Here is a 24,324-nt window from a genome sequence, read left to right as displayed (position 1 = left end):
TGATGAGAGAACGAAGAGAACATATCGCTTTGCTCAGCGAGCACGCCAGTCCTCTGGCTCTCCTGGGCGGTGAGGACGCCGGCGGACAGAACGTCTATGTGGCGGAGCTGAGCCGCCATCTGGCTTCCTGCGGCTATGCCATTGACATCTTTACTCGCCGCGAGAGCCTTGGCCAGCCGGAGATCGTCCAGTGGCAGGAGGGGGTACGCGTCATTCATCTGGAGGCAGGTCCAGCCCTGATACTTCCCAAAGACGCCATTTGGCCGTTTATGCCGGCTTTTCGCGAGGCGCTGCTGCGCTTTATTGCCCGCGAGAGCGTCGCTTACACGCTTCTACATGGCAACTTTTGGATGGCCGGTCAGGTGGCCATCGATCTACAGCAACGGCTGGGGATACCGGCGGTGCAGATCTTTCACGCTCTGGGGATGACGAAGCGTCGCCATCAGCAGGAAGAGGACAGCAGCCCGAACGAGCGCATTCCTGTCGAGCGAGAGATCGTGCATCGAGCGGCGCACCTGATCGCCCAGTGCCCCAGCGAGCGCCAGGAGCTGATAGCCGACTACGGGGCCGATCCGGCGCGTATCGCACTTATTCCAGCGGGCGTCGATCCGGTCCGTTTCCGCCCTCTCCCTCTAACGGAGGCGCGCCGGCGGCTGGGTTTGCCCGAGCAGGGGGCAATCCTGGTCTATGTCGGACGGCTCTTGCCGCGCAAGGACGTGCGCAGCGTGATCCAGGCTCTGGCCCTGTTAGTTCATCGCTATGGCTACGACGGGACGGAGCGGCCTCCCATCACGCTGGTGGTTGTCGGCGGGGAGACGACAGAGCCTGATCCAGGCACAACCCCAGAGATGGCCATCCTGCAGCGGCTGGCCGTGGAGCTGGGGGTCAGTGAGCGCGTCCTTTTCACGGGCAGGCGACAGCCAGCCGTCCTACCGCTTTTCTACAGCGCGGGTGATATTGCCGTGACTACTCCCTGGTATGAGCCTTTCGGCCTGACGCCACTGGAGGCTATGGCCTGCGCGCGTCCGGTTGTGGCCTCGGCGGTCGGTGGCATTACCTACACAGTCCTCGATGGTGAAACCGGTTTGCTGGTGCCGCCACGCGATCCCGAGGCACTGGCGGCGCGCCTGCATATGCTGCTGACCGCCCCAGCCCTGCGCGAGCGCATGGGTCAGGCGGCTCGTCGACGCGTCGAGCAGACCTTCACCTGGCGCCTGACGGCTTTGCGCACGGCTGCCCTCTACGAGGCGGTGCGGGCGGCCTGGCACGCGCGCGGAGAGGGTGAAGGCCCTTTCAACAAGGAGGTTGCTGGCTGGCTGCCGACAGCAACCAGCGAGGTGGCAGGCCCGGCCCGGATCGAGGAGGTGCAGGCGCCGTGGCCCTGGTAGAGGTGCTCATTCCTACGTGTGGGCGCAAGACCGGGCTGGCCATCGTGCTGGCGGGCCTGCTGGCCCAGGATTTCCTTGACTTTGATGTGATCGTCTCCGATCAGACCGATCCCCAGGAAAGCTATCTGGAGAGCGCCGAGATTCAGACATTGGTGCGGGCCTTGCGCTGGCGCGGGCATCAGGTGACCCTCCATCGCCATCTGCCACGACGAGGTCTGGCCGAACAGCGCCATTTCCTGCTGGCCCAAAGTCGCTCCCCCTATGTTCATTTCCTGGATGACGATCTGGTTCTGGAGCCGGCCGTCATGGGGCGCATGCTGGCCATATTGCGCCAGGAGGGCTGCGGGTTTGTGGGGTGCGCCGCAGCGGGCCTGTCCTTCCTGGAGGATGTTCGACCTGAGCAGCAGCAGATCGAACTCTGGGAGGGATCGGTCCAGCCTGAGCCATTGAGCGCTGAGAGCATCCCCTGGCAGCGACATCTGATTAACAACGCGGCCAACGTTCTGCATCTGGAGCGGCGGCTCCTGGCGGCAGATGCCTGGCGTCGGGCCGATCCGACAGGCTGCCTGCGCTATAAGGTAGCCTGGGTTGGCGGGGCGAATGTGCTCTATGATCGGGCTAAGTTGCTCAGCGTGGGCGGCTTCTCCTGGTGGTGGCGTCTGCCCCCTGAACACGCCGGTGAGGAGGTGCTCGCCCAATGGCTGCTGCTCTGCCGCTACGGAGGCTGTGGTCTTCTGCCCTGCGGCACCTATCATCTTGAGCTGCCAACCACAGTTCCTGATCGCCGCTGCAATGCGACCAGCCTCTTCGCGGAGCTGGCCCAAGAGTACCTGGGCCTGGACCGGCCGCCGGCAGGCCCACCGTCGTCCAGCTACCGCCGCGATCCTTTTCGCCAAGAGGCCAGGGAGGATGATGCCCAAGGCTCAAGGAAGTAGCAGCAAAAGAAAGGCCAGAAGCCTGGGCCTGTTTCACATAGGTGAGGGAGAGCGATAGGCAGAGCCTGAGAAAGGAGTGACCTGCTAGATATGTCTTCTCAGGAAGAGCAGTGGCGAGAGTCCTTGCGGGGCAAAGTCGTGCTGGTGACCGGGGCCGGCAGTGGACTGGGCGAGGCAACGGCCCGCGCCTTCGCTGCGACGGGCTGCCGCCTGGCCTGCCTCGATATCAATCAGACAGAGTTGGAACGTGTGAGCCAGGCCCTGGAGGCCGAGGGGAACGAAGTGCTGGCCTGTGGCTGCGACGTCAGCCAGGCTGAGGCCGTAGAGCAGAGTGTGGCCAGGGTGCTTGGCCGCTGGCCCCATATCGACGTGGCGGTGAACTGTGCGGCGATCGATCATACGCTGTCAGTGACAGAGATGAGCGTTGCCCAGTGGGACCAGGTGATCGGGGTGAATCTGCGTGGCCCCTTCTTAGTGGCCCGCGCCCTCTTTCCTGTGATGCGTCAGCAGGGAGGTGGCCATATCATCAATGTGGCCTCAACGGCAGCCCTGCGCGCCTGGGCGAACGCCTCAGCCTACCATGCTTCGAAGTGGGGCTTGCTCGGCTTCAGCCGCGCTCTGAGCGTCGAGGGCCGCCCGCACGGCATTCGCGTGACGACGATTATCCCTGGCGGCATGCGTACCCATTTTTTCGACCGCTTTCTGACTCAGGGGATCCCACTACCGCCTCCGGAGCTGCTGCAGGATCCGGCGACGGTGGCGGCCACGATCGTTTTTGCCGCCAGCCTTCCGACAGAGTCCGCCCTGCAGGAGATCCTGGTGACGCCGCTGAACGAGACAAGCTGGCCCTAGCCAGCATCGGCTATCACTGCAGACTGGCCCTGCCGGAGATCGCTGGACATCAGGCGCTCAAGCGTTCAAAGCGGACAGGGAAGGATTGGTTAGCAGGAGAGAGCTGGGAGCAATGCTTACAGGCACAAAAATCAGGGATGTCAAAAAGATCGCTGTGCTGCGGGCCAATGGACTGGGAGATTTTGTCTTTCTGCTGCCAGCACTGGCAGCCCTGCGCGCAGCCTATCCACAGGCTGAGCTTGTGCTGCTCGGGAAAAGCTGGCATGCCGCCTTTCTGGCGGGCCGAGGGATTGTCGAGCGGGCCGTTGAGATCCCTCCCTACGCCGGCGTCAGTGCGCCAGTGACTACCCCGCCCAGGCCAGAGCTGCTCGCTCCTTTCTTTGCTGCAATGCAGCATGAGCACTTCGATCTGGCTCTGCAGGTACATGGAGGCGGACGCTACTCGAATCCCTTCGTGGCGCGCCTGGGCAGCCGCCTGACGGTAGGACTACGAACCCCGGACGCCGCTCCGCTCGATCTGTGGCTGCCCTATATCTATCTCCAATCGGAGATCCTGCGCTATCTGGAGGTAGTCAGGCTTGTTGGTGCGGCTGCCACGACACTGGAGCCATCTCTGCCCGTGCTCGCCTCCGATGTCAGGGAGCTGAGAGCGCGCACCGGTCTATCCTGGCCGCCAGGGCGCCTGGTGGTCCTTCATCCCGGCGCCAGCGATCCGCGACGGCGCTGGCCTGTGACCTCTTTCGCGCGCGTTGGGGAGGTTCTAACGGCAGCCGGGGCCCAGGTGGCCGTGATCGGGACGGAGCAAGAACGGGAGCTTGTGACGGCAGTTGTGGCGACAATGCACGCTCCCGCCCTCGACCTCTGTGGCCGCCTCTCACTGGGAGGCTTAGCCGCCCTCTTGCAGGCCGCCCACCTGGTGGTGGCTAACGATTCCGGACCTCTGCATATGGCCGAAGCCGTGGGCACAGCTACGGTTGGCCTCTACTGGGCCCTCAACGCCCTCACAGCCGGCCCTCTCACCCGAGGACGCCATCGCCTGCTCGTTTCCTGGCAACTGAGCTGTCCCGCCTGCGGCCTGAACTGTCTGACCGCCAGTTGCCCTCACCAGGTCTCTTTCGTCGAGGCAATTGGGGCCGAAGAAGTTGCGGCTGCCGCCCTGGAGCTGTTCGCGGCTGAGCAGGAGCGCTGGCCTGCTCGCCAGGAGGAGCTGGCCCCTCTCTGGCGCGAGAGCTAGGCAGAGCGCCGGCTGCCGGCCTCACGAGCAGAACTGCCGCGCAAAGGCGCCTCCTCTCTTCGCTGGGAGGAGGCCCAGCGAGGAGGGCCAGGAGCGAAGCCGTCCGAGTGCGCTTCTGGTCGACCAATCACAGGCTTCTGCCAGGTGCCGGGTCCCCAAGAACAGCCTGCCTCTTCCTTCTTACTTAACCCCAAGACCCTTAGCCTTGCCGATACCAGATGTGATAGATGAGGCCAAAGGTATCATCGCTGACAAAGAGGGTACCGTCTGGAGCGACGGTGACTCCCACTGGCCGCCCCGTCACTTTGCCGTCGGCCTGAAGCCAGCCGGTGATAAAATCCTGGGGAGGCCCGGCTACCTGACCATTGTTGAGGGGCACCCGGACTACTTTATAGCCAGTGGGGACGCTGCGATTCCAGGAGCCGTGCAGCGCGATGTAGAGGGCGCTGCGGTAGGCTGGCGGAAACTGGCTGGCGTCGGTGGGATAGAAGGCCAGACCTAAAGGGGCAGAGTGAGCCTGGATCGTCACAAGAGGAGCCTGCACCCCCTGGCAGGCCTGGGCACTGCGCCCAAACTCGGGATCGGGGATATTGCCCGCATGGCAGCGCGGCCAGCCGTAGTCACCCTGATCGACAAGGCGATAGACGGTCTCCGGGGGCAGATCATCGCCCAAATAGTCCCGCCCGTTGTTGGTCACCCAGATCTGCTTGTTCCAGGGATTGACCGCCATCCCAACGGCATTGCGCAGGCCCCTGGCGTAGAGCCTGCCGTGAGAGCCATCCCTCTCGTAGACCCAGACAGCCGCGCGATGGGGGTCCGCTTCCTGGCAGACATTGCAGTCCGACCCGATGGATACATAAATGCGGTGGTCCGGCCCGATGAGGACGGTGCGCGTGCTGTGCTGTCCCCCAACAGGGAGATCGGTGATGATGCGCTCAACCGGCCCCGGCCTGAGATCTGGCCCCAGCTTCACCCGGGCCACACTGCCGGCCTCGCCGATATAGAGGTAGCCGTCGTCCATATCGAGGCTGGTCGGACTGTTCAGTCCGTTCACCAGGGAACGCACAGCCGCTGGCTGCCTGGGAGAAGGTCCGGGGAGCAGCGCCACCACGTTACTGCCGGCACGATTGGCGACGAGCAAGACGCCATTCGGCCCAATGGTCATGAAGCGCGGAGTGCTGAGACCGCGCGCGTAGACGCTGATTTGGAAGCCCGGCGGCAGATGGAGACCCGGAATGCTGGACTCGGGCAGCAGAGCGGTGGCGGTGGCGCTGGAAGAGGGCAGGGACGTTCCCGGGGCCTGGGTGGCGCCGGTAGCCTGTCTGGTTGGTGCCGGCGCGGCCCCCGGCCCCGGTGTGGAAGCACAGCCTGTGACGACCAGGACGAGCAGCAGAGCTACAAGCCAGCGGAGATAACGACGCATAGGGACCTCCTCCTTGGGTAGCCGGGCAGAGGGCACAGTGGTTGGGAGCGCACCACCAGGGGGCCAGGTCCTCCCCGGCTCCGCGAGCAGATGCTCCTTCTTTTGCCTGTTCTATTGGCTGCAAACTTTCAGACATCTCAGAGCAGCCGTCGACTCTCTTCTATTGTACCAGATTCGACGGCCCAGGCTGAGGAAGGTCCTCGCGAGCGATTCACTGCTAGCCCTCGCTGCCCTGCCGGTCCTCAGGGGGAAGGGCCACGGATACATCGGGTCTTCCGGCGCGCCCCAAGAGCAGGAAGGTGCTCAAGGCGGAGACGCTCAAAAGAGCAATCACGCCCGCCATCGGCAGGGCCGTCTGGGAGCCAGCAACGCCAACCAGCGGCGAGGCCAGGGCTCCAAGGACGAACTGCAGCAGCCCTAGCAAGGCGGCAGCACTGCCGGCGGACCGCGGCTGATCGGCGAGCGCCAGGGCGGCGGCATTCGGAAATACCATGCCCTGACTAGCCACAACGACAAAGAGGGCCGGCAGGATGCCGGGCAGGCCAAGACCAGCGATGACCGCCAGGAAAACTGCTACCCCGCCAAGCGCCACGGCAGTGAGCGCTCCAGCCAATAGCCTGCGAGGGGCAATCCGCCCAACGAGCCGCCCATTGATCTGCCCCATGATGGCAATGCCGAGGGCATTGATGGCAAAAACGAGACTGAAGGCCTGGGGCGAGAGACCATAGATCTCCTGTGTCACAAAGGGAGAACCGGAGATGTAGGAGAACATGGCCGCTGCGGATAGCCCGCTTGAAAGGGCGTAGCCCAGAAAAGGGCGGTCGCTAAGCAGACGGCGAAATGTGGTCAGGGTAGGCCCTGGCTTGCCGCTTTGACGCCGCTCCACTGGCAGGCTCTCGGGTAGACCCAGCAGGACCGCGATCCACATCAGGGTCACGATCAGAGCCAGGAAGAGAAAGATCCCGTGCCAGTCTATGAAGTGCAGCAGCAAACCGCCCAGGATGGGCGCAGCAATGGGAGCAATGCCACTGACCAGCATGAGCATCGAGAAGAAGCGGGCCAGAGCAATGCCACTGTATTTGTCTCGTACAATGGCTCGCGCAATGACGATGCCCGCTGCCCCCGCTATGCCCTGGACCAGCCGCAGGCCGATCAGAATCGAGATCGAGGGTGCAACGGCACATAAAAGAGAGGCCACAATATAGGCCCCCAGCCCAACGAGCAACGGGCGACGCCTGCCCAACGTATCGCTCAGCGGCCCCGCAAGGATCTGCCCCAGGGCAAGACCGATGAGACAGGCACTCAGCGTTAGCTGGGCCTCCGAGGCGCTCGCCCCCAGGTCGCTGCTGAGCGAGGGCAGAGCAGGCAGATACATGTCGATCGACAGCGGCCCAAAGGCCGCCAGCCCCCCAAGAATGACTACCAGTAGCCCATAGCGCCACCCTCTGGCCGAGGAGGTGTACCGGGTACCGTGTTCTTGCTCTACAGCATCCATTGCCTGTTTTTGCATCTCTCCACGAACAAAAAACATCACAAGAATATGCATCTATCTATATAGCCAGGCTGAAGGACGAGACGTGCGGGCAGTCTGGCAGGGAAGACGCGCGGCCTCAGCGCTCGCCCCGCCCGTTCGGGCCAACGGCACAGCTTCCTGAGCCGACCCTGGTGACTTTCACAATGGCCGTTCAGAGCTGCTGATTTTTGGTCGCATCTGGCAGAAGCGGGCGAAGCTGGTACTACATCAGTATAGTCACAAAGACACGGCTGAAGAAAAGGCAGCTCCTCGCTCTCTTTCTCTGCTCTGGGGAAGGCAGCGCGCCGGCCCTAGAGCAGAGCGCTGCCGCGTCACCGCTGCGCGCATCCGGTCCTCTCGGATCAGGAGAGGAAGAGGCTCCGGCCGCCGGGTCCGCTTCGCCGGCTTGTTGGCAGCCATACGGCCGGCAGCCCAAGTCGATCGCTGCCCACCTTAGCGAGCTGCCGAGACCGGGGCCGGCGGGCGAGCAGACAGATGGGCCAGCATCGGAGCAGCCTTATCGCTTCATCTCCGCTGCGCGGCCTAAGCCTGCTCCCCAGAAAGCGGCAAGTCTTCCTCGCGCTGGCGCAGCTTCTCCAGCGCCTGGCGATAGAGGGGAGCGGCCAGGGAGCGGGCCACAGGAGGGCGTATTCGCTCATACATCCAGGTGAATTTGGCTCGAACGGCGGCGGGCGTCCAGTGACCCTGTCTACCGCCGATCATCTTGAGAAAGGGGTCGACGTTGACCTCCAGAAAGCTGAGGCTGTCAGCCGCCTGGATCCAGTCGGCTTCTGGCCACCCTCCTACTTCGTGGGCCTGAATGAGGGCCATTACCTCTTCAATCAGGCTGGCGGGAGCCTGCTGTGCCCGCAGAAAGTCACCCACCAGGCGCGCCGAGCGCCCAGCGTGGGCCTGCAGGTAGACAGGGTCATCGGGACCACGGGCGGGGTCCTGTCTGGGACTATCCGGTCCAGGGAAAGCCCTCTCCATATCGTGGGTCAAGGCTGCCAGCCGCATAGCCTCAGAGGCCGCGGGATAGATCTGCCTGAGCCATTCTTCGGCTCTCAGGAGATGGCGCGCCTGCGAACCGGCGTGTTGCTCGACCCAGGTGCGAGCACGTTCCAGCAATTCGTCCATCGGTTGTCTCGCCCTTTCCTTTCAAGGACTGCAAGCACTTTTTAGCTTACCCACTTCTGTCAAGCTCGCCTCCTGGCCCGAAGGCCGACACCACCTCAGCCCGCCAACAGGCGAGAGTGGCCCCACTCAGACTATCCTTTTGCTTTTTTATGCTTTGTTTAGGGAGAAAAGGGTATTGTTTATACGCTATTTACGCAGCAGCCGCTATACTGCTTCTAACCCATTCAGATGTTGAGCCATGAGAAGGACAAAGGCGGGGTGGCCGCAGCCGCGCATCTCGCGCCCACTGCGACGGCGAGGCTACCCAGCCAGCCCAGCAGACCTCAGCCAGCGATAGATAGCCGCAGCTACCCCCAGACAGGTTTCGAGATCAGCCAGTCCGGCTCCGCCAGAGTACTTCCCTCGACCTTGCCCCGGACTCAGACACCTGGGTCGAGCAGCAACCGGCCCAGCCAGTCTACCCTTTGCCCATCGGCAATCTTCAGCCGCTCTCAAAGCGTTGCCCATAGCCTTAGCGAGTTGGCAGGCAGGAGCAGGCAGCGAGGCCGGCGGAGAAGATGGCACGAGGCTTGCTAGTTGGTTGACACCCCATTTCAGCAGTGCTATCATCGGCTGCGAAATTCACCCTTTTTCCTCTATTTTTCACAGAAGTTTCTGACTATGAGAGTATAAGCCTATGAATATGAACTATGCCGGAAGGAAATTGAGTGAACCTGCTCTCCTGCTGCTAAAGAACAGATTGGATCTGGCCGCGCTTGGCCTCATTGTGGTCGGTGTGGGTTTGCGCTTGCTCTTGCTCAAGCAGCACTGGCCGTGGACCGACAGCGATGAGGGGATCTTTGGCCTGATGGCGCGCCATATTGCTTATCAGGGCGAGCGCCCCACCTTTATGTATGGATCCTACTACATGGGGCCGCTACAGGCCTATCTGGGTGCAGCGCTCTTTCATGTGTTTGGCTCCTCGCTTCTGGCGCTGCGGCTCGGCCTGGTGATGCTCTTCGCGCTCTTTCTGGCCGCGCTCTACCTGCTCACACGCACGCTTTACACGCGCGGGTTGGGACTATTCACGCTGGCCCTGCTGAGTCTCGGCTCACCCTATATGCTGACCTATCAACTGCGTTCTTATGGGGGGTACCCAGAGATCCTGCTCTGTGGCACGCTGGCCTTGTTGATCGCCACCTGGCTGGCGCTCTCCGCCGGCTCAGCGCCTTCCTGGCGCCGCCGGCTGGTCCGCGCTGGGGGCTACCTGTCCTGGGGGATAGTGGTAGGTCTGGGCCTCTGGAGCGATATGCTGATTCTGCCGCTGATGGGTGTCTCCGGGCTACTGATCCTGCTGTTTTGCTGGCGCGAGCTGCTACGGGTAGCGCCCGTTATCTGCATGTTGGGCGGCCTGATCCTGGGAATGTGGCCCCTACTGGCCTACAATCTGCATCCCTTGCCAGGACACGATACGCTCACCGCCGTCGCCATACAGCGGGAGGGACCGGTCCCACTGCATTATACGCCAGCGCTGGTCTGGCAGCAGATCAAGGCAACTATCCAGCTCTCTCTGCCCACGATTAGTGGCAATCCTTTCTGCCCAGTGAGCGAAGTGCCGGTTCTACGCGACCCCACCAGTCCGCCGACGCTGACCTGCCGGCTGATCCACAGCGGCTGGGGCGGCGGCTATCTGCTCCTCTTTCTCTGCGCCCTGGGGCTGGCCGCCTGGGATCTGTGGCGCCTGGGACGGTCGCGGCTCGCGGGGAAACCAGTCGAGCAGGTAGCTCTGGCACGTAGCAGCGCCCGCCTGCTGCTATTGCTGGCGGCAGCCGCTACGCTGGTGCTCTTCATCCATAGCCTCGCTCCGCTCAAGTGGCCTTCTCTCCACGGGCGCTATCTGATCATCTTTTGGATTGCCCTGCCGGCTACTCTCTGGCCTCTCTGGAAGGGGGCCCGCATGGTTTGGTCCTCGCGGCTCCGCTTCCAACAACTCGGGCGCTCCCTTTGCCTGGCCCTACTCCTGCTCTTGCTCCTCTTCTACGGTCTGGGCACGGCCCAGGCCTTCAGCCAAAGCCCGACGGCCCAGACCTACTATCAGCAGGACATGGCCTTTGTGCAGCACCTGGAGCAACTGGGCGTGAGCCATTTCTATAGCGATTACTGGACCTGTTACAAGCTGGCCTTTCTCAGTCAGGAGCGCCTGACCTGCGGAGTGGTCAACCAGCAACTGCAGCCGGGCTATATTCGCTACTGGCCCTATTACTGGGCCACCCAGGCCGACCATCACGCCGCCTACGTTCTGTCGCGCAGCGACTACGCGGCAGCCCTGAAGCAGCTAATGACCCAACAGCAGAAACACTATCGCTTCACACTCTATGGAGATTACTATATCGTCCAACCGCTCTAGTGCCTATTATGGTCTATAGGGATTGGAGAGGCTTGAGCACCGACCGATGCCGAGGAGAGGCTCGTGTCGGTACCCTCCCTGGGGCGAGGGAGGCAATCAGAGCTGGGAGCAAAGCCGGGCGCCTTGCTGGCAGCCGACTGCTCTGTCTCCCGGCCTCTATCGGCCGTCCAGGGGGGCAAAAGAGCTTGTTTCGGGACGGGGACCTCGCCTGACAAAACGGGCTATCTCTCTCCGCCTCCCTGGGGCGCTGCTCTGGAGGATCGCTGAGGCCAGAGACATTACCAGTCCGACTCAGGCTGCGGATAGACGCCGTCTTAGTCGGCGGAAGCAGGCTTCTGCCCATAGCTAACGATAAAAGTGCAATGGGCCTGGAGGCTGTTCCACTCCTGACTTGCCTTTTCAATGAGTTGCTGGACCTCCTGCAAGGGCAAGCCGAAGTGAGCGGCCAGAGGCGCGCTGATCGCCTTCCAGACCTCGCGCAGATCCAGCGCCAGTAGCGAGCCTATCCGTCCCCCCCATTCACCTACCGGCGCCTCGACAACGCGCGTCTGCACCCTGGTCAGTCGGGCTTCCAGCAAATAGCGTTCTAGTGAACGCGCCACCACGCCCTCAGTATCCAGGCCGCGCTGTCCGGCGACCTGGGCTCCCATGCGCAAGAGCTGCTCGTTGGCTGGCCCCGTGGGGGTAACCCGCAAGCCCATCCCAGGCTCGACCAGCTCAATCCAGCCTCCTGGGGCCGTCACGCGGGCCAGTTCGCGGACCACCTCCGGCCAGGCAGCCAGGGGCAGGGCCGAGGTCAGGAGCCGCTGGTGAACAAAGTCGAAAGAGCCGCTGGCAAAGGGCAGACCCCGCCGCACATCTCCCTGCACGAAGTGGTAGTTGGAGGGAGGCGTGGTGGCCTTGATCTCTTCCAGGTCGACGCCAACCACTTCCGCCTGCGGGAACTGATGGCAGAGTTCACAAGCCCATTGTCCCGTGCCGCAGCCGACGTCGAGAATGCGGCGCGGCTGACCCACGGGTGCCAGGTAGTTGGCGCGCAAAAGGGAGCGTAGCACATAATGCTGGAAATCCAGCCGGTTGACTTCGCCCATATCCTTGGGCAGCATGTAGGGCTGCTCTGGCAAGAAGCGGCGCTCGCCCTGCAGCGACGGCGCCGCAGAGGCGCCCGCTACTGTCTGGCCCGCCGCAGGCGGCGCCCCTGCCGAACGCCGCCGTCGAAAGAACCACCAGGGCATTGGGAAGCTCCTTTCCACGGAGGAATGACCTGGCGCCGTTGGCTGCAGCAAGGAAAACAGACAGACAGGCAGAGAAATAAAGCGGGAGGGTCCAGCCAGCCACCTCTCACCCACCTCTGCCAGCCAGATCCCTGCCTTGTGCCCAGGCAAGCGGACCACACCAGGCCCGGCGCTGTTGCCGATCGGGGCGACAGCGCTCAATTCAGAGTGTAGGTAAGCCAGTCAGCCTCTGTCAACTGTCAGCACAGCCAGTTGAGAAGACCACTCCCTTTTATTAACAGATTTTTTATAGGTCTGTCCAGATTGGGTTACGGGATCAAAAGAGGACTACTTCGGCTCCCCAATAGCGGCGTTGGCCCGTCCCCGCACCCAGTAAGCCTTGACGGAGAGCTGCTCCCGGGCAAAGCCACGCTCCTCCAGCACAGCGCTCAGCGCCCGAGCAACCTGGAGTTCGGCCCCAACGTAGACCTGGCCAGAGGAGCCTGGTAGAGCGAGCGCCCTGCTGGCCGCCACCAGAGGCTCGGGATCGCCGGCGTCTTTACTGCCGCGATAGATCCAGGAGAGATGCAGGTCGGCCCGAGTGACTGGGGGAACTGCCTCTTCCGGACTGGCAATCTCGAGCAAGGCCCAGGCCGGTCTGCCCGCCGGGAGGGCCGCCAACATGGCCAGGGTGGCGGGAAGAAAGGCCTCGTCTCCCACAAAGAGATGCCAGGGAGCCTCAGCCAGGGTAATCTTGCCGCGCGGTCCCACCAGATCAACAACCTCGCCAGGCTGAAGGCTCTGGGCCCAGCGCTCCCCAGGACCAGCCTTTCCGTGGAGAAAGACGGCCAGATCCAGCGTCCTGGCCGCGTTATCGCAGTGGCGAATGGTGTAGCGGCGGTAGAGCCTGCGCCCATCTGGAGCTGCCAGCCAGATCATCACGTCCTGTCCAGGAAGCCAGGTAAAATCGGCTAGCTCCTCGCCTTGCAACCTGATATGCCGCAGATGGGGCCTGAGCAGGTACGTCTCAGCAACCTGAAGAGTCAGATGCCTGGCCCCCAGACGGGCCGCCAGCTCCTGCGGCTCATGCACCCGGAACTGATTGACTTCCGACGTCTCAGCTCTATGCATAGCAATCTTTTCTTATCTCCTTCTTTCTTTGTCTTCGCCTACTCGTGCGCAGAGAGTTGAGGCTATGCCAGCCTGGCCGGTAGCCCGGCTCGCATCCTTCCGGGCCAGAGCCAGACCACCCTCATATCAGATATATTAAGATATATCTTCAAGCTGAGCCGCACAGAGATGAGGAGTCTTCCCCGTTCTGGCCAGTCAGGCAGAGACCTCAGCGCCGGGCGACGGCAGGCCAGAGAGAGGCTCAAGCTGAGGATCGGGTCGAACGAACACCCTTCTACCGGACGGACCGGTGGCAGCGAGATCGACCTCTGGCGGAAGCATCGGCCCAAGCAGCCCTTCAGCGTGCTCATGATCGTCGCTAAGGCTAAAAAGCACGATTGCGCACTCAATCTATCTGCTGAGCGCACATAGCTTTTTGGATCGCACGTGAGCCTGATCGAGTGAGCCGCCGGCGGATCTGAGGAGAAGAGGCCGGGGCAGGCAAGCACGCGCGCCCTTAACTTTCCGTCTAGCGCCGCACCTCTTCGGGCAGCTCATACCACTGCAGGCGCCGGCCAACCAGGGCGCGCAGCTTCCAGGCACTCGACTTGGGCGCCTCTGCCAGCAGATGGCCCATCAAGGTCACTCGTTCCTTGACCAGGGTTGCTTCGGCGGGGGCCAGGCGCTGCCCCGCCTCCGTCAGCAGGCGCTGGAGGTTATCGCTGACCGTGGTATACCAGCCCCAATCGTGAGCGCAGACCTCGATCACCCGGGGCATATCCAGTTGCTCCCCAGGAGCAAGCGCCGCGGTCTGAGGGGGAAAATCCAGCAACAAGGCCAGCAGATCCTGTATATCCTTAGCGTTCAGTTCCACAATCTGCAGCTTGGTGAGCAGCAGATCCGCCGGACTGAGGGTGAGCGGGTGCAGATGCAGGCGTGGCTCGAGGACCAACTTATGACACATCTCAAAGACGCCCAGGAAGATATCGACCTGCCGCTGTCGCTTCTCATCGTAGAAGAGCAGGCGCCGCTCGCCATGCAGAGCGTTAAACCGCCGATCGGCGCTATAGCCGTTGGCCTCCAGAGCCGCACGCAGCAACCGGGCCTGCTTACGGGGAGAGACAAAATCGAGATCGGCATAGCTGCGCCTCAGAGCCTGCTGGCGGGCACTAGGGCAACGCAGGCGCACCGCCAGTCCACCTAGCAGGCGGGCCACCAGTCCCTGGGCCTGCAGGGCAGCCACCAGGCGCTGGGCCTCAGCCGCTCCGTCCTCCAGGGTGATCCCGCGCTCAGGGCGCTCTTCTGGCCACCTGTTCGTGTCGGCCTCGTGCTCTCTCATGGCCATCTCCCTTTCCTTCCTTTCTCTTTCTTCCTTCCTTCCTTTCTCCCTCCCTGGCTTCGCGCTCCGCTCCCGCGCGGCCTGCTCAGCCCGTCACCAACTGATAACTGAGCAGCTTCTTGCCCTGCAGATTGACGAGAGCGGCACGCAGGTGGCCATCGCCATACTCGCTGCCGGGATTGATGCAGGTAGTGCGCCCGATCTTGCTTACGGCGCGTGACTCATGAATATGGCCATGCAGCGAGACCAGGGGCTGGTAGCGCTCGATGCTGGCTCTCACCGCCCGGCTACCCACCGGTCCTGTGGCGATCTCTCCCCCCACGACTACCGGCTTGAGCCGCTCATCCAGCAGCGGGGCAATATCCAGACCACTTCCATAGGGAGGGACGTGGATATTGAAGATCGCGCGCTCAGGGTGCTGCAAACGCCGGGCCATGCTCTCGATAAAGCGTCCCAGCGCCTCATCGGGAATGTCGCGCGGGGCCTGCCAGGGAGTGAGATTAGCGAAGCCTGCACTGACCATCTCGTGCTCGTCGTCGATCATGACCACCTCCCCCTCTGGCATCTCCACGTAGTCGGCCTGCTTCAAGACCTCGACAATCTCCGGCTCATCATCGTTGCCCGCATCGATGAAACAGCGCACGCCAGTTCCTCGCAAGCGCTCAGCTGCCAGCTCGCACCAGCGCTGGACGCTCTCAACCATCAGACGCGTAAACAGGCGATCGACCAGGGAGCGGTCGGCCTCTAGAGCGGCCAACTCCTCCGCCGTGGTGCGAAAAGGATAGGCCCCGGCATGGCGTACCTGGCGCTCGAAGGCCGCAACGGCCTCCTCGGACTCCAGGGTCACATTCTCTCCAAGGAAAGAAGCCTGATAGCTGGCCCCGGTGCCACTGCGCACAATCGGCACCAGGGCTTTGCCGGTAATATCTCCTCCCAGAATCAGGACGTTGGCTTTATAAAACCGGGCGCTATTAATGAATTTCATGAAACAGCGCTCGGATCCATGCACGTCGGTAGCAAAGAAAATGGTCGTTCTTCGTGAACCAAAACTGAACATCGGCAAGACCTACCTCCGGCCCCAAAAGCCAGCAAGGGGCAGTCGTGACAGACAGGACGGACGGGACCGGGCCTGCCCGTTGGATCTGGGGGACAGGCCCTGGCACAGCCGCAGCGCACCGGCAGTCCACCAGGCGAGAGGGCAAGCTCTGCGCTCAGCTCAGGCCATAAAGGCCCCACCGTTGACATCAATGGCCTGACCAGTTATGTAAGCCGCCCGATCGCTCAACAGGAAGGTCACCACGCGCGCCACATCTTCAGGCTCCTCCAGGCGTCCGAGGGGAATCGCTCGCAGATAATCGGCAATTACCTCTTCCTGAGAGATACCGCGGAGCCGCGCCTCCCAGACCACTTCACGCTCCTGCATCGACGTACGCACATAGCCCGGGCAAACGGCATTGACGCGAATGCCCGCCTCCGCCGTTTCCAATGCCAGCGCCTGGGTAAAGCCTATGACCGCGAACTTGGAGGCGGAGTAGTGAGCCAGCAAGGGAGCGGCCTTTTTCCCCGCCATCGAGGCGATATTGACGATGCTGCCCCGCCCGCCAAGCCGCAGGAGAGCGCGCACCTCGGCCTGGCAACAGAGAAAGACTCCCTTGGCATTCACATCCATATTGAAATCCCAGTCCTCTTCAGACAGCTCCACGACGCGCCCCATCGAGGAGACGCCGGCGTTATTGACCGCCAGCTCCAACCCACCCAGCCGGGCCACCGCCTCCTCGACACAAGCCGCAACAGCCGCTGCCGCCCGCACATCGAGGGGAGCCGCATACAGATGGGCCTCGGGCCGCAGCTGCTGAGCCTCAGCGGCGGTGCGTTCAGCCGCCGTGCCATCGAGATCAGTAATGTAGAGATCAGCCCCCTCGCGCACCATCTCCAGGGCAATGGCCCGGCCAATACCGGCGCCAGCGCCAGTAATAAACCCACGTAAACCAGCTAAGAGCATAGCTTCTTGCCTTTCCTCAATAGACATCACTCACGCATCTGGTCCGCCGGCCGTCCCGCCCCGCCCAAGCGAGCCATCCATCCAGTCGGGCAGGGCCAGGGTTCCAGCCAGCTAACGGCTAGCGCCTGTCTCCCTTGTCGCTCTCTCCACCTTGCGGGCCGTCAGAGGGGTTGCTCAGGCGGGCCAGATCGACGAAGAGCGGCTGCAGACGGCGGTAGAGATCGCGGTAGAGGCGAAAGCCCCGGAGATAGACTGCCGCCTGCTCCGCCCGGGGAGAATAAGTTGGGCCACGCCTGATAAAGCGGGCAATCTCGTCCCAGTTAGCGAACAGGCCGACTCCCATAGCGGCGACATAGGCCACTCCCAGAGCGGAAGCCGCTTCGCCGGCCACCAGGGTGACCGGCTCACCTACCACATCGGCGGCTATCTGCATCCAGAGAGCACTGCGGCTTCCCCCATCGGCGGCATAGACGCGGCGGATAGGGCGCCCCGCCTCGCGCAAGAGGGCCAGGTGGTGGGCAAAGCCATAGCAGACGGCTTCCAGGATCGCGCGGTAGAGATGAGCGCGCCTGTGATGAAGCATGACGCCCGCAAAGACCCCACGAGCCAGGGGATCAAAGACCGGCGTTTTCTCGCCGAGAAAATAGGGGAGCACCAGCACTCCATCCGCCCCCGCGGGCACGCCCGCCGCTTCTTGATCCAGCTCGCTCAGCGAGTGACCGCCAGCCAGCTCGCGGGAGAACCACTTCACCAGCGAGCCGCTGGAGGCCATGCAACCATTGATGAGGATCAGCCCGGGCACATCGTGATAATCAAAGTAAAAGTGGGGATCAGGCTCCTGACGATCGCTGCAATAGAGCACATCGCCCGCTCCCCCAAACTTCAGGAGAACCTCGCCCTGCTGCGTCAGGCCCGCCGCCAGGGCCGCCGCCACATGGTCGGCGCTGCCGGCCACCACCGGCGTACCCACCCGCAGACCGGTCTCAGCAGCAACCGCCGCGCAGACTCCCCCCACGACCTCCGTTGGAGCATGCACAGGCGGCAGCAGGGCCTGTCTTAGGCCGGCCCGCTCCAGGTAGGGCTGATGCCAGGCATGGCGCTCGATGTCGTAGAGCGCGCTCTCAGCGGCCCAATTCTCTTCTAGCGAGAGCTGGCCTGTCAGGCGGAAGACAATAAAGTCGTAGGAGCCGCACAGATGGGCGACCTGCTCAACGACGCCCGGCTCATGCCTGCACAACCAGCGCCAGCGCGGTTCAACGTTTTGCTGATTGACGATCGTGCCCGTGATGCGAAAAAACTCACGTTCATCAACAGCGGCGCGCAGCTCCTCGACCTCGAGAGCCGCGCGGGCGTCGTTTTGCAGGATGGCCGGGCGCAGCGGGTGGCCGGTGGCGTCAAGAAGGACGATAGCCGGCACCATGCCAGAGACGCCGATGGCGGCCACCTCGTCGGCAGGGACCTGCGCCAGCAAAGCCCGGATCGCCTCCCTACAGGTCCGCCACCACTGCTCAGCATCCTCCTCAGCCCAGCCAGGAGCGGGAGAGCGCAGCTCGTGCGGATAATCGACCTGAGCGACCAGACCGCGCTTGCGCTCCAGGGCCACGGCCTTCAAAGCGGTCGTGCCCACGTCCAGCCCCAGCACGTAGCGCCCTTGTCCGGGCATGGCTAGCCCTCCTCGCGGGCAGCCCGCACTTCTTCCATAAAGCGCCGCACGCGCTCCGGATCGACCGGATTCCAGGTGTAGCCATCGCGCTTGAGACCCGTGCCTACGATTACCCCATCGGCCACCGCCAGCGTCGCCCGCACGGTCTCGATGCGCACCCCCGTATTCGCCAACACCGGAACAGAAGGCACCGCGGCCTTAGCCTCGCGCAAATGGCTCAGATCGGCCTCCGCCCCAGCCATCGGCCCGGAAATCAGAATGGCATCGGCCAGCGAAGAGACGACCACGCTGCGCGCCAGCGCTCCGATAGGCCGCGGCCCTAGGGGACGCGCAAACTCCGGCTCGATGTTGAAGAAGAGGCGAACGCCCTCAGCTCCGATCTGACGGCGATAATCCAGGGCCGCCGCCGCATTCGGCTGCCAGAGGCCCATATCGCTGTCATAGATCCCAGTGAAGACCTCGCGCACGAAGCTGGCCCGCACCGCCTGGGCCACCGCCAGGGCCGCCAGCGGGTCCCAGAGCATATCAACCCCATAGGGAAGGCCAATGGAGGGCCGCAGCTCACCAATCGCCGCCGCCATAGCCGCAACCTGAGCGCGCTCGACCGCCAGCGAGTAGGGACGATCTCCCTCGTTGCAAAACAAGAGTCCGTCGACCCCACCCTCCTGCAAGACCTCCAGGTCCCGCCGCAGCGCATCGACAACAGCCGCCATCCCTCCACGCCCATCGTAGAGCGGTCGCCCCGGCAAGGGGAGCAAATGCATCATCGCGATCACCGGGCGCGCCCGCCCGAAAAGCTGCTCCAAGAGCGGACGCTCCGCCCTCGTCGCTCCAACTCCTGTCTCAGACATCTTCTCTCTTGCTCCTGGCTTGAAACTAGCGAAACACCGATCCGATCCATCGCTGGCGCTTTCCCTGGTGGGCCACCCCCTGTCCGTCCGGGCCAGGCCAGACCGGCCCGGATGGAGAGGCCGGGCGAGGGAGGACCGGCCCGAGGGTCCACCGGCGGCCAGTACCGAGCACCAGATCTGGCGCCTCACCTCCGTTCCGGCCCACCCACCGCAGGCCCCTTCCGCTCTCCTACTCGGGCGGGATCTCGCGGAAGGCCGCGCTCAGCTGAATCCCCTGGCGCTGGCGCACGAAGCGCACAATCAGGTAGTAGACCAGGCCCAGCACCGGCACAGCAAAGGCCTCGGCCATCGAGAGCGGCGAGACCTTGCCGAAGGCCGTCGTCGAGAAGGTCACATAGAGCACAAAGGCCCAGCTCAGCAACATCACAATCCCCACCAGCGTCAACACCGGAATTCCCAAGAGCCGCGCTCGCACCAGAGCTGGCGCCTCCTCAAAGAGCTGACGCCGCGTGAAGGGCATCAGGATAGCCGCCAGCGCCACAGCAATGAAGGCCAGAGCCATAACGGCAATCACGTTGATCAGCAAGGCGCTCAGCCCCTGATAGATGTTGAGGTAGTTGAGCACCTCGACCCAGAGCGCAATGACGACCGTCGCGATGACGGGCGTATGCAGCCGCTCGCTCACCTCGGCCACCCCCGCCGGCGCCAGACGGTCGAACGACCAGGCAAAGAGATTGCGCGTAGCAATCATGAAGCCGGTCGGCGTCCACCAAAGCACCGAGAGCACAAAGCAGGCCGCCACAAAGATCTGCAAGAAGGACGGCAACGAAAGAAACTTGACCAGAGCAGGCAGGTAGGGAGCGAACGGAAGCGGAGTCGGCGAGGCATTAAAGCCCAGGAAGACCAGAGGGGCGAACTCAGTGCCATAGGTGCGGTAGATCAGGGCGCTCCCCAGAATGTAGAGCAAGGCACTCAAGAACAGGGCTCCCAGAATAGAGAAGGTGGCCGTCCGCCGCACGTTCTTGATCTCACCCGCGAAGTAGCCAGTCCACTGGAAGCCGGTGAAGACCTGGAAGGCGTAGATCATGGCGAAGATCGTCCCAGCCCAGTCGAGTCCTGAGCCGGGAGCAAAGCCAGCCCTGGCCGCCAGGCTGACCACCTGCGAGAGTGTCGTGCCGCTGCGAGCGTTGAAATTGGCGACGAAAGCGCTGTGGTCGGTGATGGCCAGGCCAACAAGCCAGACAAGCATCCCCAGCCAGACCAAAGCGAACATGACCAACATATAGCGGGCAACGCGCCGCGCCCCCAAGACCATCAGGGCCGCAAAGATCAGCGTGAGGGCCGTAGCGATCAGGAACTGGGTGAGCTGATCAGGGGCCCAGTTCCAGCCGGCCACAAAGCCCAGGCTGGGACCGAGCAGCGTCAGCATGGTGGTGAAATTAAAAGAGATCCAGGTCGTAAAGACGAAGGTGAGGGTCAGGTTCGTCAGAAAGCCAACTCCCGGCCCCAATACCCGACTGACCCAGACATAATCACCCCCGGAGCGCGGCATGGCAACCGTGAAATAGAGGTAGACCATGCCGAAGCAGAAGACCAGCGGCAGTGAGAGCAGAAAGGAGACCAGGACATTCGCACCAGGCCAGAACGTGGGCGCAAATGAGAATACCTGAGTAATCCCGACCGGAATGAGCACTGCCGAAAAGACGAGGTTGAAGGCATCAAACGGCGACAGCTCGCGCACCAGACCAGTAGCATTGCGTACAAAATGTGTGGTTGTGCCGGCTGTACCTTTACTGACGCTAGACATCAGATCCTCCAGATGTGAGGTCATCAAAGCAGGAGACAACAATGGATAGCAGACCGTGATAGCCCTTCCTCTCAGCGAAAGCAGCTCACCGAGGCAGAGATCGGGTAGTTACGATGTCCAGATATCAAGACGTACGCTGGTCAGATGGGAAGGACATAGGGCAGCAGGCGCGTTTCCACCTCCGGAGGAGAAGAGCTAGAGCGACGGAGCGGCTCGCCGTCGAGACGGGCGGACAGGCAAGCTCCAGGTCACTGTGGTGGTGGCGCCACCGACTCGCGCACCACCAGCGAGACGGGCAAAATCACATGAGGAATAGCTGGCGCCTCCTCGCCCTGAGCCTGCCCATCGTGTCGATGGGCAACGGCCTCGATCCGGGCTAGCAGCAGCTCGACAGCCGCGCTCGCTACGCGCCCCGAAGGCTGCTGCACCGTTGTCAGCGAGGGGGTAATCAGGGCTGTGAACTCAACTCCATCGAAGCCGGTCAGCGAGCAATCGTGCGGCACGCGCAGATTCAGCTCGCGCAAGGCCCGCAAGGCTCCGAGCGCGATCATATCGTTGGCGGCCACTACCGCCGTTGGGCGCTGTTGAGGAGGGGCGGCCAAGATTCCCTCGCGGGCGCAGGCGTGGATCGTCTCGTAACCGTGGCTGGCACGGTACTCTCCGAAGCGCAAGAGCAGCCTGGCATTGGTCTGGCCACCCTCGGCCAGGCCGGCGCGCAAGCCGTTAAGGCGATCCGTGACGGTCGGCAGGCCCTCCGGCCCGCCCAGAAAGAGCAGCGAGCGATGCCCCAGGCGTGCCAGCAGCAACCCGAGCTGGCGCCCACCATCAAAGTTGTCAACGAAGACACCCGGCAGATTATCCAGGCGCTCGTCTACCACTACCACCGGCACACCGGCAGCAATCGCCTCCATCAGGGAGCGGTTGGGCACCCGGGTGCCGGGAAAATAGAGCAAGCCGTCCACCTGACGACTGAGCAGCATCGAGAGATAGTCGGCCTCACGCGCCGGGTCCAGGTTGGTGTTGCAAAGAATGACGCTGTAGCCGCGCTCATGGGCCGCAATCTCCAGGGCCTCAGCCATGCTGCCAAAGAAGGGGTTGGCCAGATCCGGGACCAGCAGGCCCAGCGAACGGCTGCTTTTGCTCACTAGACCCTGAGCTAGCCGATTGGGACGATAGCCGAGGCGCTCAATGGCCTCCATTACCCGCAGGCGTGTCGCTTCACTGATCGGTCTGCGGCCCGACAGCACATGGGAGACCGTGCTCACCGAGACACCCGCGGCCCGCGCTACATCTTTAATGGTGGTCATCGCTGCTGTGCACCCGCCGCCTGCTATAATCAAAACGTTTTGATTACGTTAGTGGAAGTATAAGGAAAAACGTTTTGATTGTCAAGGGGAAGAGAGAAGTCTTGACCGGTCGCTGAGGGAGCCGGGCCGGTCACCGTTAGCACCGGGGCAGGCAGGGCAGACCCGCTCTTGCGCTCTGCCCTGAACTGTCTGGCTCAGCGAGGGGGCCTGGGGTCATCCTGCCATCTCGCTCTGGGGAGATCGGAGGCTTCGGCGGGCAGGCTGCGCACGATGCTTTGCTCGACGTCGTCAAGGTGCTCGATCATGCGAGCGCGGGCAGCCTGCGGATCGCCTGCGGCGATGGCTTCGACAATGGCCATGTGCTGAGCGAGGGAGCGGGTAATACGCTCCGGCAGGGCCAGGCTGCGGCTGCGCGCGCTGGCCAGCTCATCAAGGAGGGTAGCCATGAGCAGGACGAGCAAGCGGTTGGCTGTGCTGGCAGCGATCAGGGCGTGAAGCTGGCCATCCAGCTCGCTGATAAGGGTGCGGTCAACGTCTTGGGCGGTGCGCAGGGCCTGATCTTTCGCCAGCACGGCGCGCATCTCGGCGATTTGCTCGGGCTGAGCCCGCTGGGCCGCCCACTCCGCCGCCGCGCCTTCCAGAACGCGTCGGATCTCAAAGAGCTGACGAATGCGAGCCAGGCTCTCCGTTTGGGCATCTTGGGTCCCAAGGGCCAGCGAGAGCCGCTGAGCCGTGGCCTGCAGCGAGCCACCGATGACAAAGATGCCGCGCCCATGACGCGCCTCCACCAGCCCGAGGGCCGCCAGGGTGTGGAGAGCCTCCCGCAACGCCGTGCGGCTGACACGCAGTTGGGCCGCCAGCTCCCGCTCCGGCGGCAGGCGCTCGCCCGGCGTCAAAATCCCTTGCTCTACGAGGTCACGAATATAGGAAACGATCCGCCCTTCCAGGCTGCGCTGGCCATCTTGGACAGGTTGAAAGACGCTCATCGTGCTATAGCTCCCTCCACGGAGGCGTTACTCCCAGCTCGGTGCCCAGGGTCGTCAACTCGGCTCGCGTTGCCGGATCGATCGGAATGCCCTGCTGGAGGCGCAGGGAGCGCGTTGCTGCGCGCCGCTCACCCGGCAGGCGTACCGAGGCGTCCGGGGCGGCAGGTTCGGCATGCAGGGCCTCGACCAGGGCCTGCAAGCGCTGCCGATAGACCTCCAAGGGCATGATCTCTGGCAGGGAGACAGCCAGGCACCAGAGGCCCGCATCGGTCGGCCTCGTCCAATCCTCGTAAGGAGAGCGCAACTGTGGTCCCCAACTAGACCCGGGCAGGATCGCCGAGAGGATCTCGACCATGAGGGCGAGCGCGTAGCCCTTGGGGCCGGCCATTGGCAGGACTGCGCCCTCCAGGGCAGCTCGAGCATCGGTGGTCGGGCGGCCCTCGGCGTCAACGGCCCAACCTTCGGGAATGGGCAGGCCCTGACGCGCGGCCATAATAATATTACCACGCGCTACGACCGTGGTTGCCATGTCGACAACGATCGGCGGCTCGCCGGCCGCTGGCCCGGGTGAGGCAAAGGCCAGGGGATTGGTGCCGAGAAAGGCCCGGCGTCCTCCCCAGGGAGGCATGGCCGGCGGGGTGTTGCAGGCCATCATGGCCAGACAGCCGGCTTCCGCGGCTCGCTCGACGTAAGCTGATAGGGCAGCCGCGTGATTGGTATGGGCCACCGCCACCATGCCAACGCCCTGCGCACGCGCCAGGCGAACTGCCTCGTCGATGGCGGCCACGGCGGCGACAGGGCCCAGGGCGTTGTCGGCATCGAGCAGGGCCAGGGCCGGGGCGGGATGGCTCCAGCGTAGCTGAGGACGCGCCGCCGCCAGACCAGCCCGCACACGTCGGGCGTAGAGGGCCAGGCGCGAGACGCCATGCGTATCGATGCCCTCCAGATTGGCCGCCACCAAGGCCCAGGCTACCGTAGAGGCATCAGCAGACGGAAGGCCGACCGCCTCCAAGATGGCGCGAGCAAACTCTTCCAAGGCGGGAGCCGCCACCAGAGCGGTGGCAGCAGAAGATCCCGTATGCTCCATTATTGGCCTCTTCCCTTCCTTCTCTTCCAGGTCTAAAACAAGATCAAAGGCTGGCCCGCGCAGCGACTCGAGAGAAGTGCTCTCTCCCTG

At 63.4% G+C, this 24,324-nt stretch carries 19 protein-coding genes; 5 read left to right on the top strand and 14 right to left on the bottom strand.

Features of this window, described 5'->3' with window-relative positions:
* The first annotated feature begins 2 nt into the window (after positions 1-2).
* The 4 genes from ACFMO7_RS15175 (at position 3) to ACFMO7_RS15160 (ending at position 4,409) form a co-directional block, all read left to right on the top strand.
* Positions 3-1,388: a glycosyltransferase gene (locus tag ACFMO7_RS15175; RefSeq protein WP_376796336.1), complete on the top strand. Its 1,386-nt coding sequence runs from the start codon at positions 3-5 to the stop codon at positions 1,386-1,388.
* Positions 1,376-2,323 (top strand): glycosyltransferase family 2 protein, encoded by a 948-nt coding sequence (locus ACFMO7_RS15170; protein ID WP_376796335.1) that lies wholly within the window; start codon positions 1,376-1,378, stop codon positions 2,321-2,323. The genes ACFMO7_RS15175 and ACFMO7_RS15170 overlap by 13 nt, the downstream gene beginning before the upstream one ends.
* Before the next feature lie 90 nt (positions 2,324-2,413).
* Positions 2,414-3,175 carry an SDR family oxidoreductase gene (locus ACFMO7_RS15165; RefSeq protein ID WP_376796334.1) on the top strand — a complete coding sequence of 254 codons (762 nt, stop codon included), beginning with the start codon at positions 2,414-2,416 and terminating at the stop codon, positions 3,173-3,175.
* Positions 3,176-3,287: 112 nt separating this feature from the next.
* Positions 3,288-4,409 (top strand): glycosyltransferase family 9 protein, encoded by a 1,122-nt coding sequence (locus tag ACFMO7_RS15160; RefSeq protein WP_376796333.1) that lies wholly within the window; start codon positions 3,288-3,290, stop codon positions 4,407-4,409.
* Between the two features lie 199 nt (positions 4,410-4,608).
* On the opposite strand, the gene ACFMO7_RS15155 is transcribed toward ACFMO7_RS15160, so the two are convergent.
* From ACFMO7_RS15155 to ACFMO7_RS15145, 3 genes are all read right to left on the bottom strand, one after another.
* Positions 4,609-5,832, bottom strand: coding sequence for a PQQ-dependent sugar dehydrogenase (locus ACFMO7_RS15155; RefSeq protein ID WP_376796332.1), 1,224 nt, complete (start codon positions 5,830-5,832; stop codon positions 4,609-4,611).
* 217 nt (positions 5,833-6,049) lie between these two features.
* The gene (locus ACFMO7_RS15150) at positions 6,050-7,342 is read right to left on the bottom strand and encodes a Bcr/CflA family multidrug efflux MFS transporter (RefSeq protein ID WP_376796331.1); all 1,293 of its coding nucleotides are present in this window, start codon (positions 7,340-7,342) and stop codon (positions 6,050-6,052) included.
* A gap of 546 nt (positions 7,343-7,888) precedes the next feature.
* Positions 7,889-8,482, bottom strand: a complete 594-nt coding sequence (locus ACFMO7_RS15145) for a DUF4202 family protein (protein WP_376796330.1) — start codon at positions 8,480-8,482, stop codon at positions 7,889-7,891.
* Between the two features lie 703 nt (positions 8,483-9,185).
* Here ACFMO7_RS15145 and ACFMO7_RS15140 point away from each other — a divergent pair.
* Complete coding sequence (locus tag ACFMO7_RS15140) at positions 9,186-10,868, top strand: ArnT family glycosyltransferase (RefSeq protein WP_376796329.1); 1,683 nt, start codon at positions 9,186-9,188, stop codon at positions 10,866-10,868.
* Positions 10,869-11,182: 314 nt separating this feature from the next.
* Here ACFMO7_RS15140 and ACFMO7_RS15135 read toward each other — a convergent pair whose 3' ends face one another.
* The 11 genes from ACFMO7_RS15135 to ACFMO7_RS15085 all read right to left on the bottom strand — a co-directional run bounded on the left by ACFMO7_RS15135 (position 11,183) and on the right by ACFMO7_RS15085 (position 24,234).
* A complete protein-coding gene (locus ACFMO7_RS15135) occupies positions 11,183-12,103 on the bottom strand; it encodes a class I SAM-dependent methyltransferase (protein ID WP_376796328.1) in 921 nt (306 codons plus the stop codon).
* A gap of 327 nt (positions 12,104-12,430) precedes the next feature.
* Positions 12,431-13,213 carry a siderophore-interacting protein gene (locus tag ACFMO7_RS15130; RefSeq protein WP_376796327.1) on the bottom strand — a complete coding sequence of 261 codons (783 nt, stop codon included), beginning with the start codon at positions 13,211-13,213 and terminating at the stop codon, positions 12,431-12,433.
* 508 nt (positions 13,214-13,721) lie between these two features.
* Positions 13,722-14,537 (bottom strand): hypothetical protein, encoded by an 816-nt coding sequence (locus ACFMO7_RS15125; protein ID WP_376796326.1) that lies wholly within the window; start codon positions 14,535-14,537, stop codon positions 13,722-13,724.
* 79 nt (positions 14,538-14,616) lie between these two features.
* Positions 14,617-15,588, bottom strand: a complete 972-nt coding sequence (locus tag ACFMO7_RS15120) for a metallophosphoesterase (RefSeq protein ID WP_376796325.1) — start codon at positions 15,586-15,588, stop codon at positions 14,617-14,619.
* Positions 15,589-15,747: 159 nt separating this feature from the next.
* The gene (locus ACFMO7_RS15115) at positions 15,748-16,533 is read right to left on the bottom strand and encodes an SDR family NAD(P)-dependent oxidoreductase (protein WP_376796324.1); all 786 of its coding nucleotides are present in this window, start codon (positions 16,531-16,533) and stop codon (positions 15,748-15,750) included.
* A gap of 118 nt (positions 16,534-16,651) precedes the next feature.
* A complete protein-coding gene (locus tag ACFMO7_RS15110; protein ID WP_376796323.1) occupies positions 16,652-18,196 on the bottom strand; it encodes an FGGY-family carbohydrate kinase in 1,545 nt (514 codons plus the stop codon).
* Positions 18,197-18,198: 2 nt separating this feature from the next.
* Positions 18,199-19,047, bottom strand: a complete 849-nt coding sequence (locus ACFMO7_RS15105) for a BtpA/SgcQ family protein (protein WP_376796322.1) — start codon at positions 19,045-19,047, stop codon at positions 18,199-18,201.
* Positions 19,048-19,276: 229 nt separating this feature from the next.
* Positions 19,277-20,854: an APC family permease gene (locus ACFMO7_RS15100; RefSeq protein WP_376796321.1), complete on the bottom strand. Its 1,578-nt coding sequence runs from the start codon at positions 20,852-20,854 to the stop codon at positions 19,277-19,279.
* A 248-nt stretch (positions 20,855-21,102) separates the two neighbouring features.
* Positions 21,103-22,161: a LacI family DNA-binding transcriptional regulator gene (locus ACFMO7_RS15095; protein ID WP_376796320.1), complete on the bottom strand. Its 1,059-nt coding sequence runs from the start codon at positions 22,159-22,161 to the stop codon at positions 21,103-21,105.
* 194 nt (positions 22,162-22,355) lie between these two features.
* Complete coding sequence (locus ACFMO7_RS15090) at positions 22,356-23,147, bottom strand: FadR/GntR family transcriptional regulator (RefSeq protein ID WP_376796319.1); 792 nt, start codon at positions 23,145-23,147, stop codon at positions 22,356-22,358.
* A 4-nt stretch (positions 23,148-23,151) separates the two neighbouring features.
* Positions 23,152-24,234, bottom strand: a complete 1,083-nt coding sequence (locus tag ACFMO7_RS15085; protein ID WP_376796318.1) for an Ldh family oxidoreductase — start codon at positions 24,232-24,234, stop codon at positions 23,152-23,154.
* Positions 24,235-24,324: the final 90 nt, after the last annotated feature.

Origin of the sequence: Thermogemmatispora sp. (assembly GCF_042408735.1) — a bacterium.
Lineage (GTDB): Bacteria > Chloroflexota > Ktedonobacteria > Ktedonobacterales > Ktedonobacteraceae > Thermogemmatispora.
The sequence above is the reverse complement of the archived record's forward strand: the minus strand, read 5'-3'. Positions and strand labels throughout refer to the sequence as shown.

Bases quoted from the DNA above. Each gene is read 5' to 3' on its own strand.
- ACFMO7_RS15110 (WP_376796323.1), bottom strand. From the start codon at position 18,196: ATGCCCGGACAAGGGCGCTACGTGCTGGGGCTGGACGTGGGCACGACC.
- ACFMO7_RS15105 (WP_376796322.1), bottom strand. From the start codon at position 19,047: ATGTCTGAGACAGGAGTTGGAGCGACGAGGGCGGAGCGTCCGCTCTTG.
- ACFMO7_RS15095 (WP_376796320.1), bottom strand. From the start codon at position 22,161: ATGACCACCATTAAAGATGTAGCGCGGGCCGCGGGTGTCTCGGTGAGC.
- ACFMO7_RS15145 (WP_376796330.1), bottom strand. From the start codon at position 8,482: ATGGACGAATTGCTGGAACGTGCTCGCACCTGGGTCGAGCAACACGCC.
- ACFMO7_RS15090 (WP_376796319.1), bottom strand. From the start codon at position 23,147: ATGAGCGTCTTTCAACCTGTCCAAGATGGCCAGCGCAGCCTGGAAGGG.
- ACFMO7_RS15150 (WP_376796331.1), bottom strand. From the start codon at position 7,342: ATGCAAAAACAGGCAATGGATGCTGTAGAGCAAGAACACGGTACCCGG.
- ACFMO7_RS15115 (WP_376796324.1), bottom strand. From the start codon at position 16,533: ATGCTCTTAGCTGGTTTACGTGGGTTTATTACTGGCGCTGGCGCCGGT.
- ACFMO7_RS15165 (WP_376796334.1), top strand. From the start codon at position 2,414: ATGTCTTCTCAGGAAGAGCAGTGGCGAGAGTCCTTGCGGGGCAAAGTC.
- ACFMO7_RS15155 (WP_376796332.1), bottom strand. From the start codon at position 5,832: ATGCGTCGTTATCTCCGCTGGCTTGTAGCTCTGCTGCTCGTCCTGGTC.
- ACFMO7_RS15125 (WP_376796326.1), bottom strand. From the start codon at position 14,537: ATGGCCATGAGAGAGCACGAGGCCGACACGAACAGGTGGCCAGAAGAG.
- ACFMO7_RS15100 (WP_376796321.1), bottom strand. From the start codon at position 20,854: ATGTCTAGCGTCAGTAAAGGTACAGCCGGCACAACCACACATTTTGTA.
- ACFMO7_RS15175 (WP_376796336.1), top strand. From the start codon at position 3: ATGAGAGAACGAAGAGAACATATCGCTTTGCTCAGCGAGCACGCCAGT.
- ACFMO7_RS15135 (WP_376796328.1), bottom strand. From the start codon at position 12,103: ATGCCCTGGTGGTTCTTTCGACGGCGGCGTTCGGCAGGGGCGCCGCCT.
- ACFMO7_RS15130 (WP_376796327.1), bottom strand. From the start codon at position 13,213: ATGCATAGAGCTGAGACGTCGGAAGTCAATCAGTTCCGGGTGCATGAG.
- ACFMO7_RS15120 (WP_376796325.1), bottom strand. From the start codon at position 15,588: ATGTTCAGTTTTGGTTCACGAAGAACGACCATTTTCTTTGCTACCGAC.
- ACFMO7_RS15085 (WP_376796318.1), bottom strand. From the start codon at position 24,234: ATGGAGCATACGGGATCTTCTGCTGCCACCGCTCTGGTGGCGGCTCCC.
- ACFMO7_RS15160 (WP_376796333.1), top strand. From the start codon at position 3,288: ATGCTTACAGGCACAAAAATCAGGGATGTCAAAAAGATCGCTGTGCTG.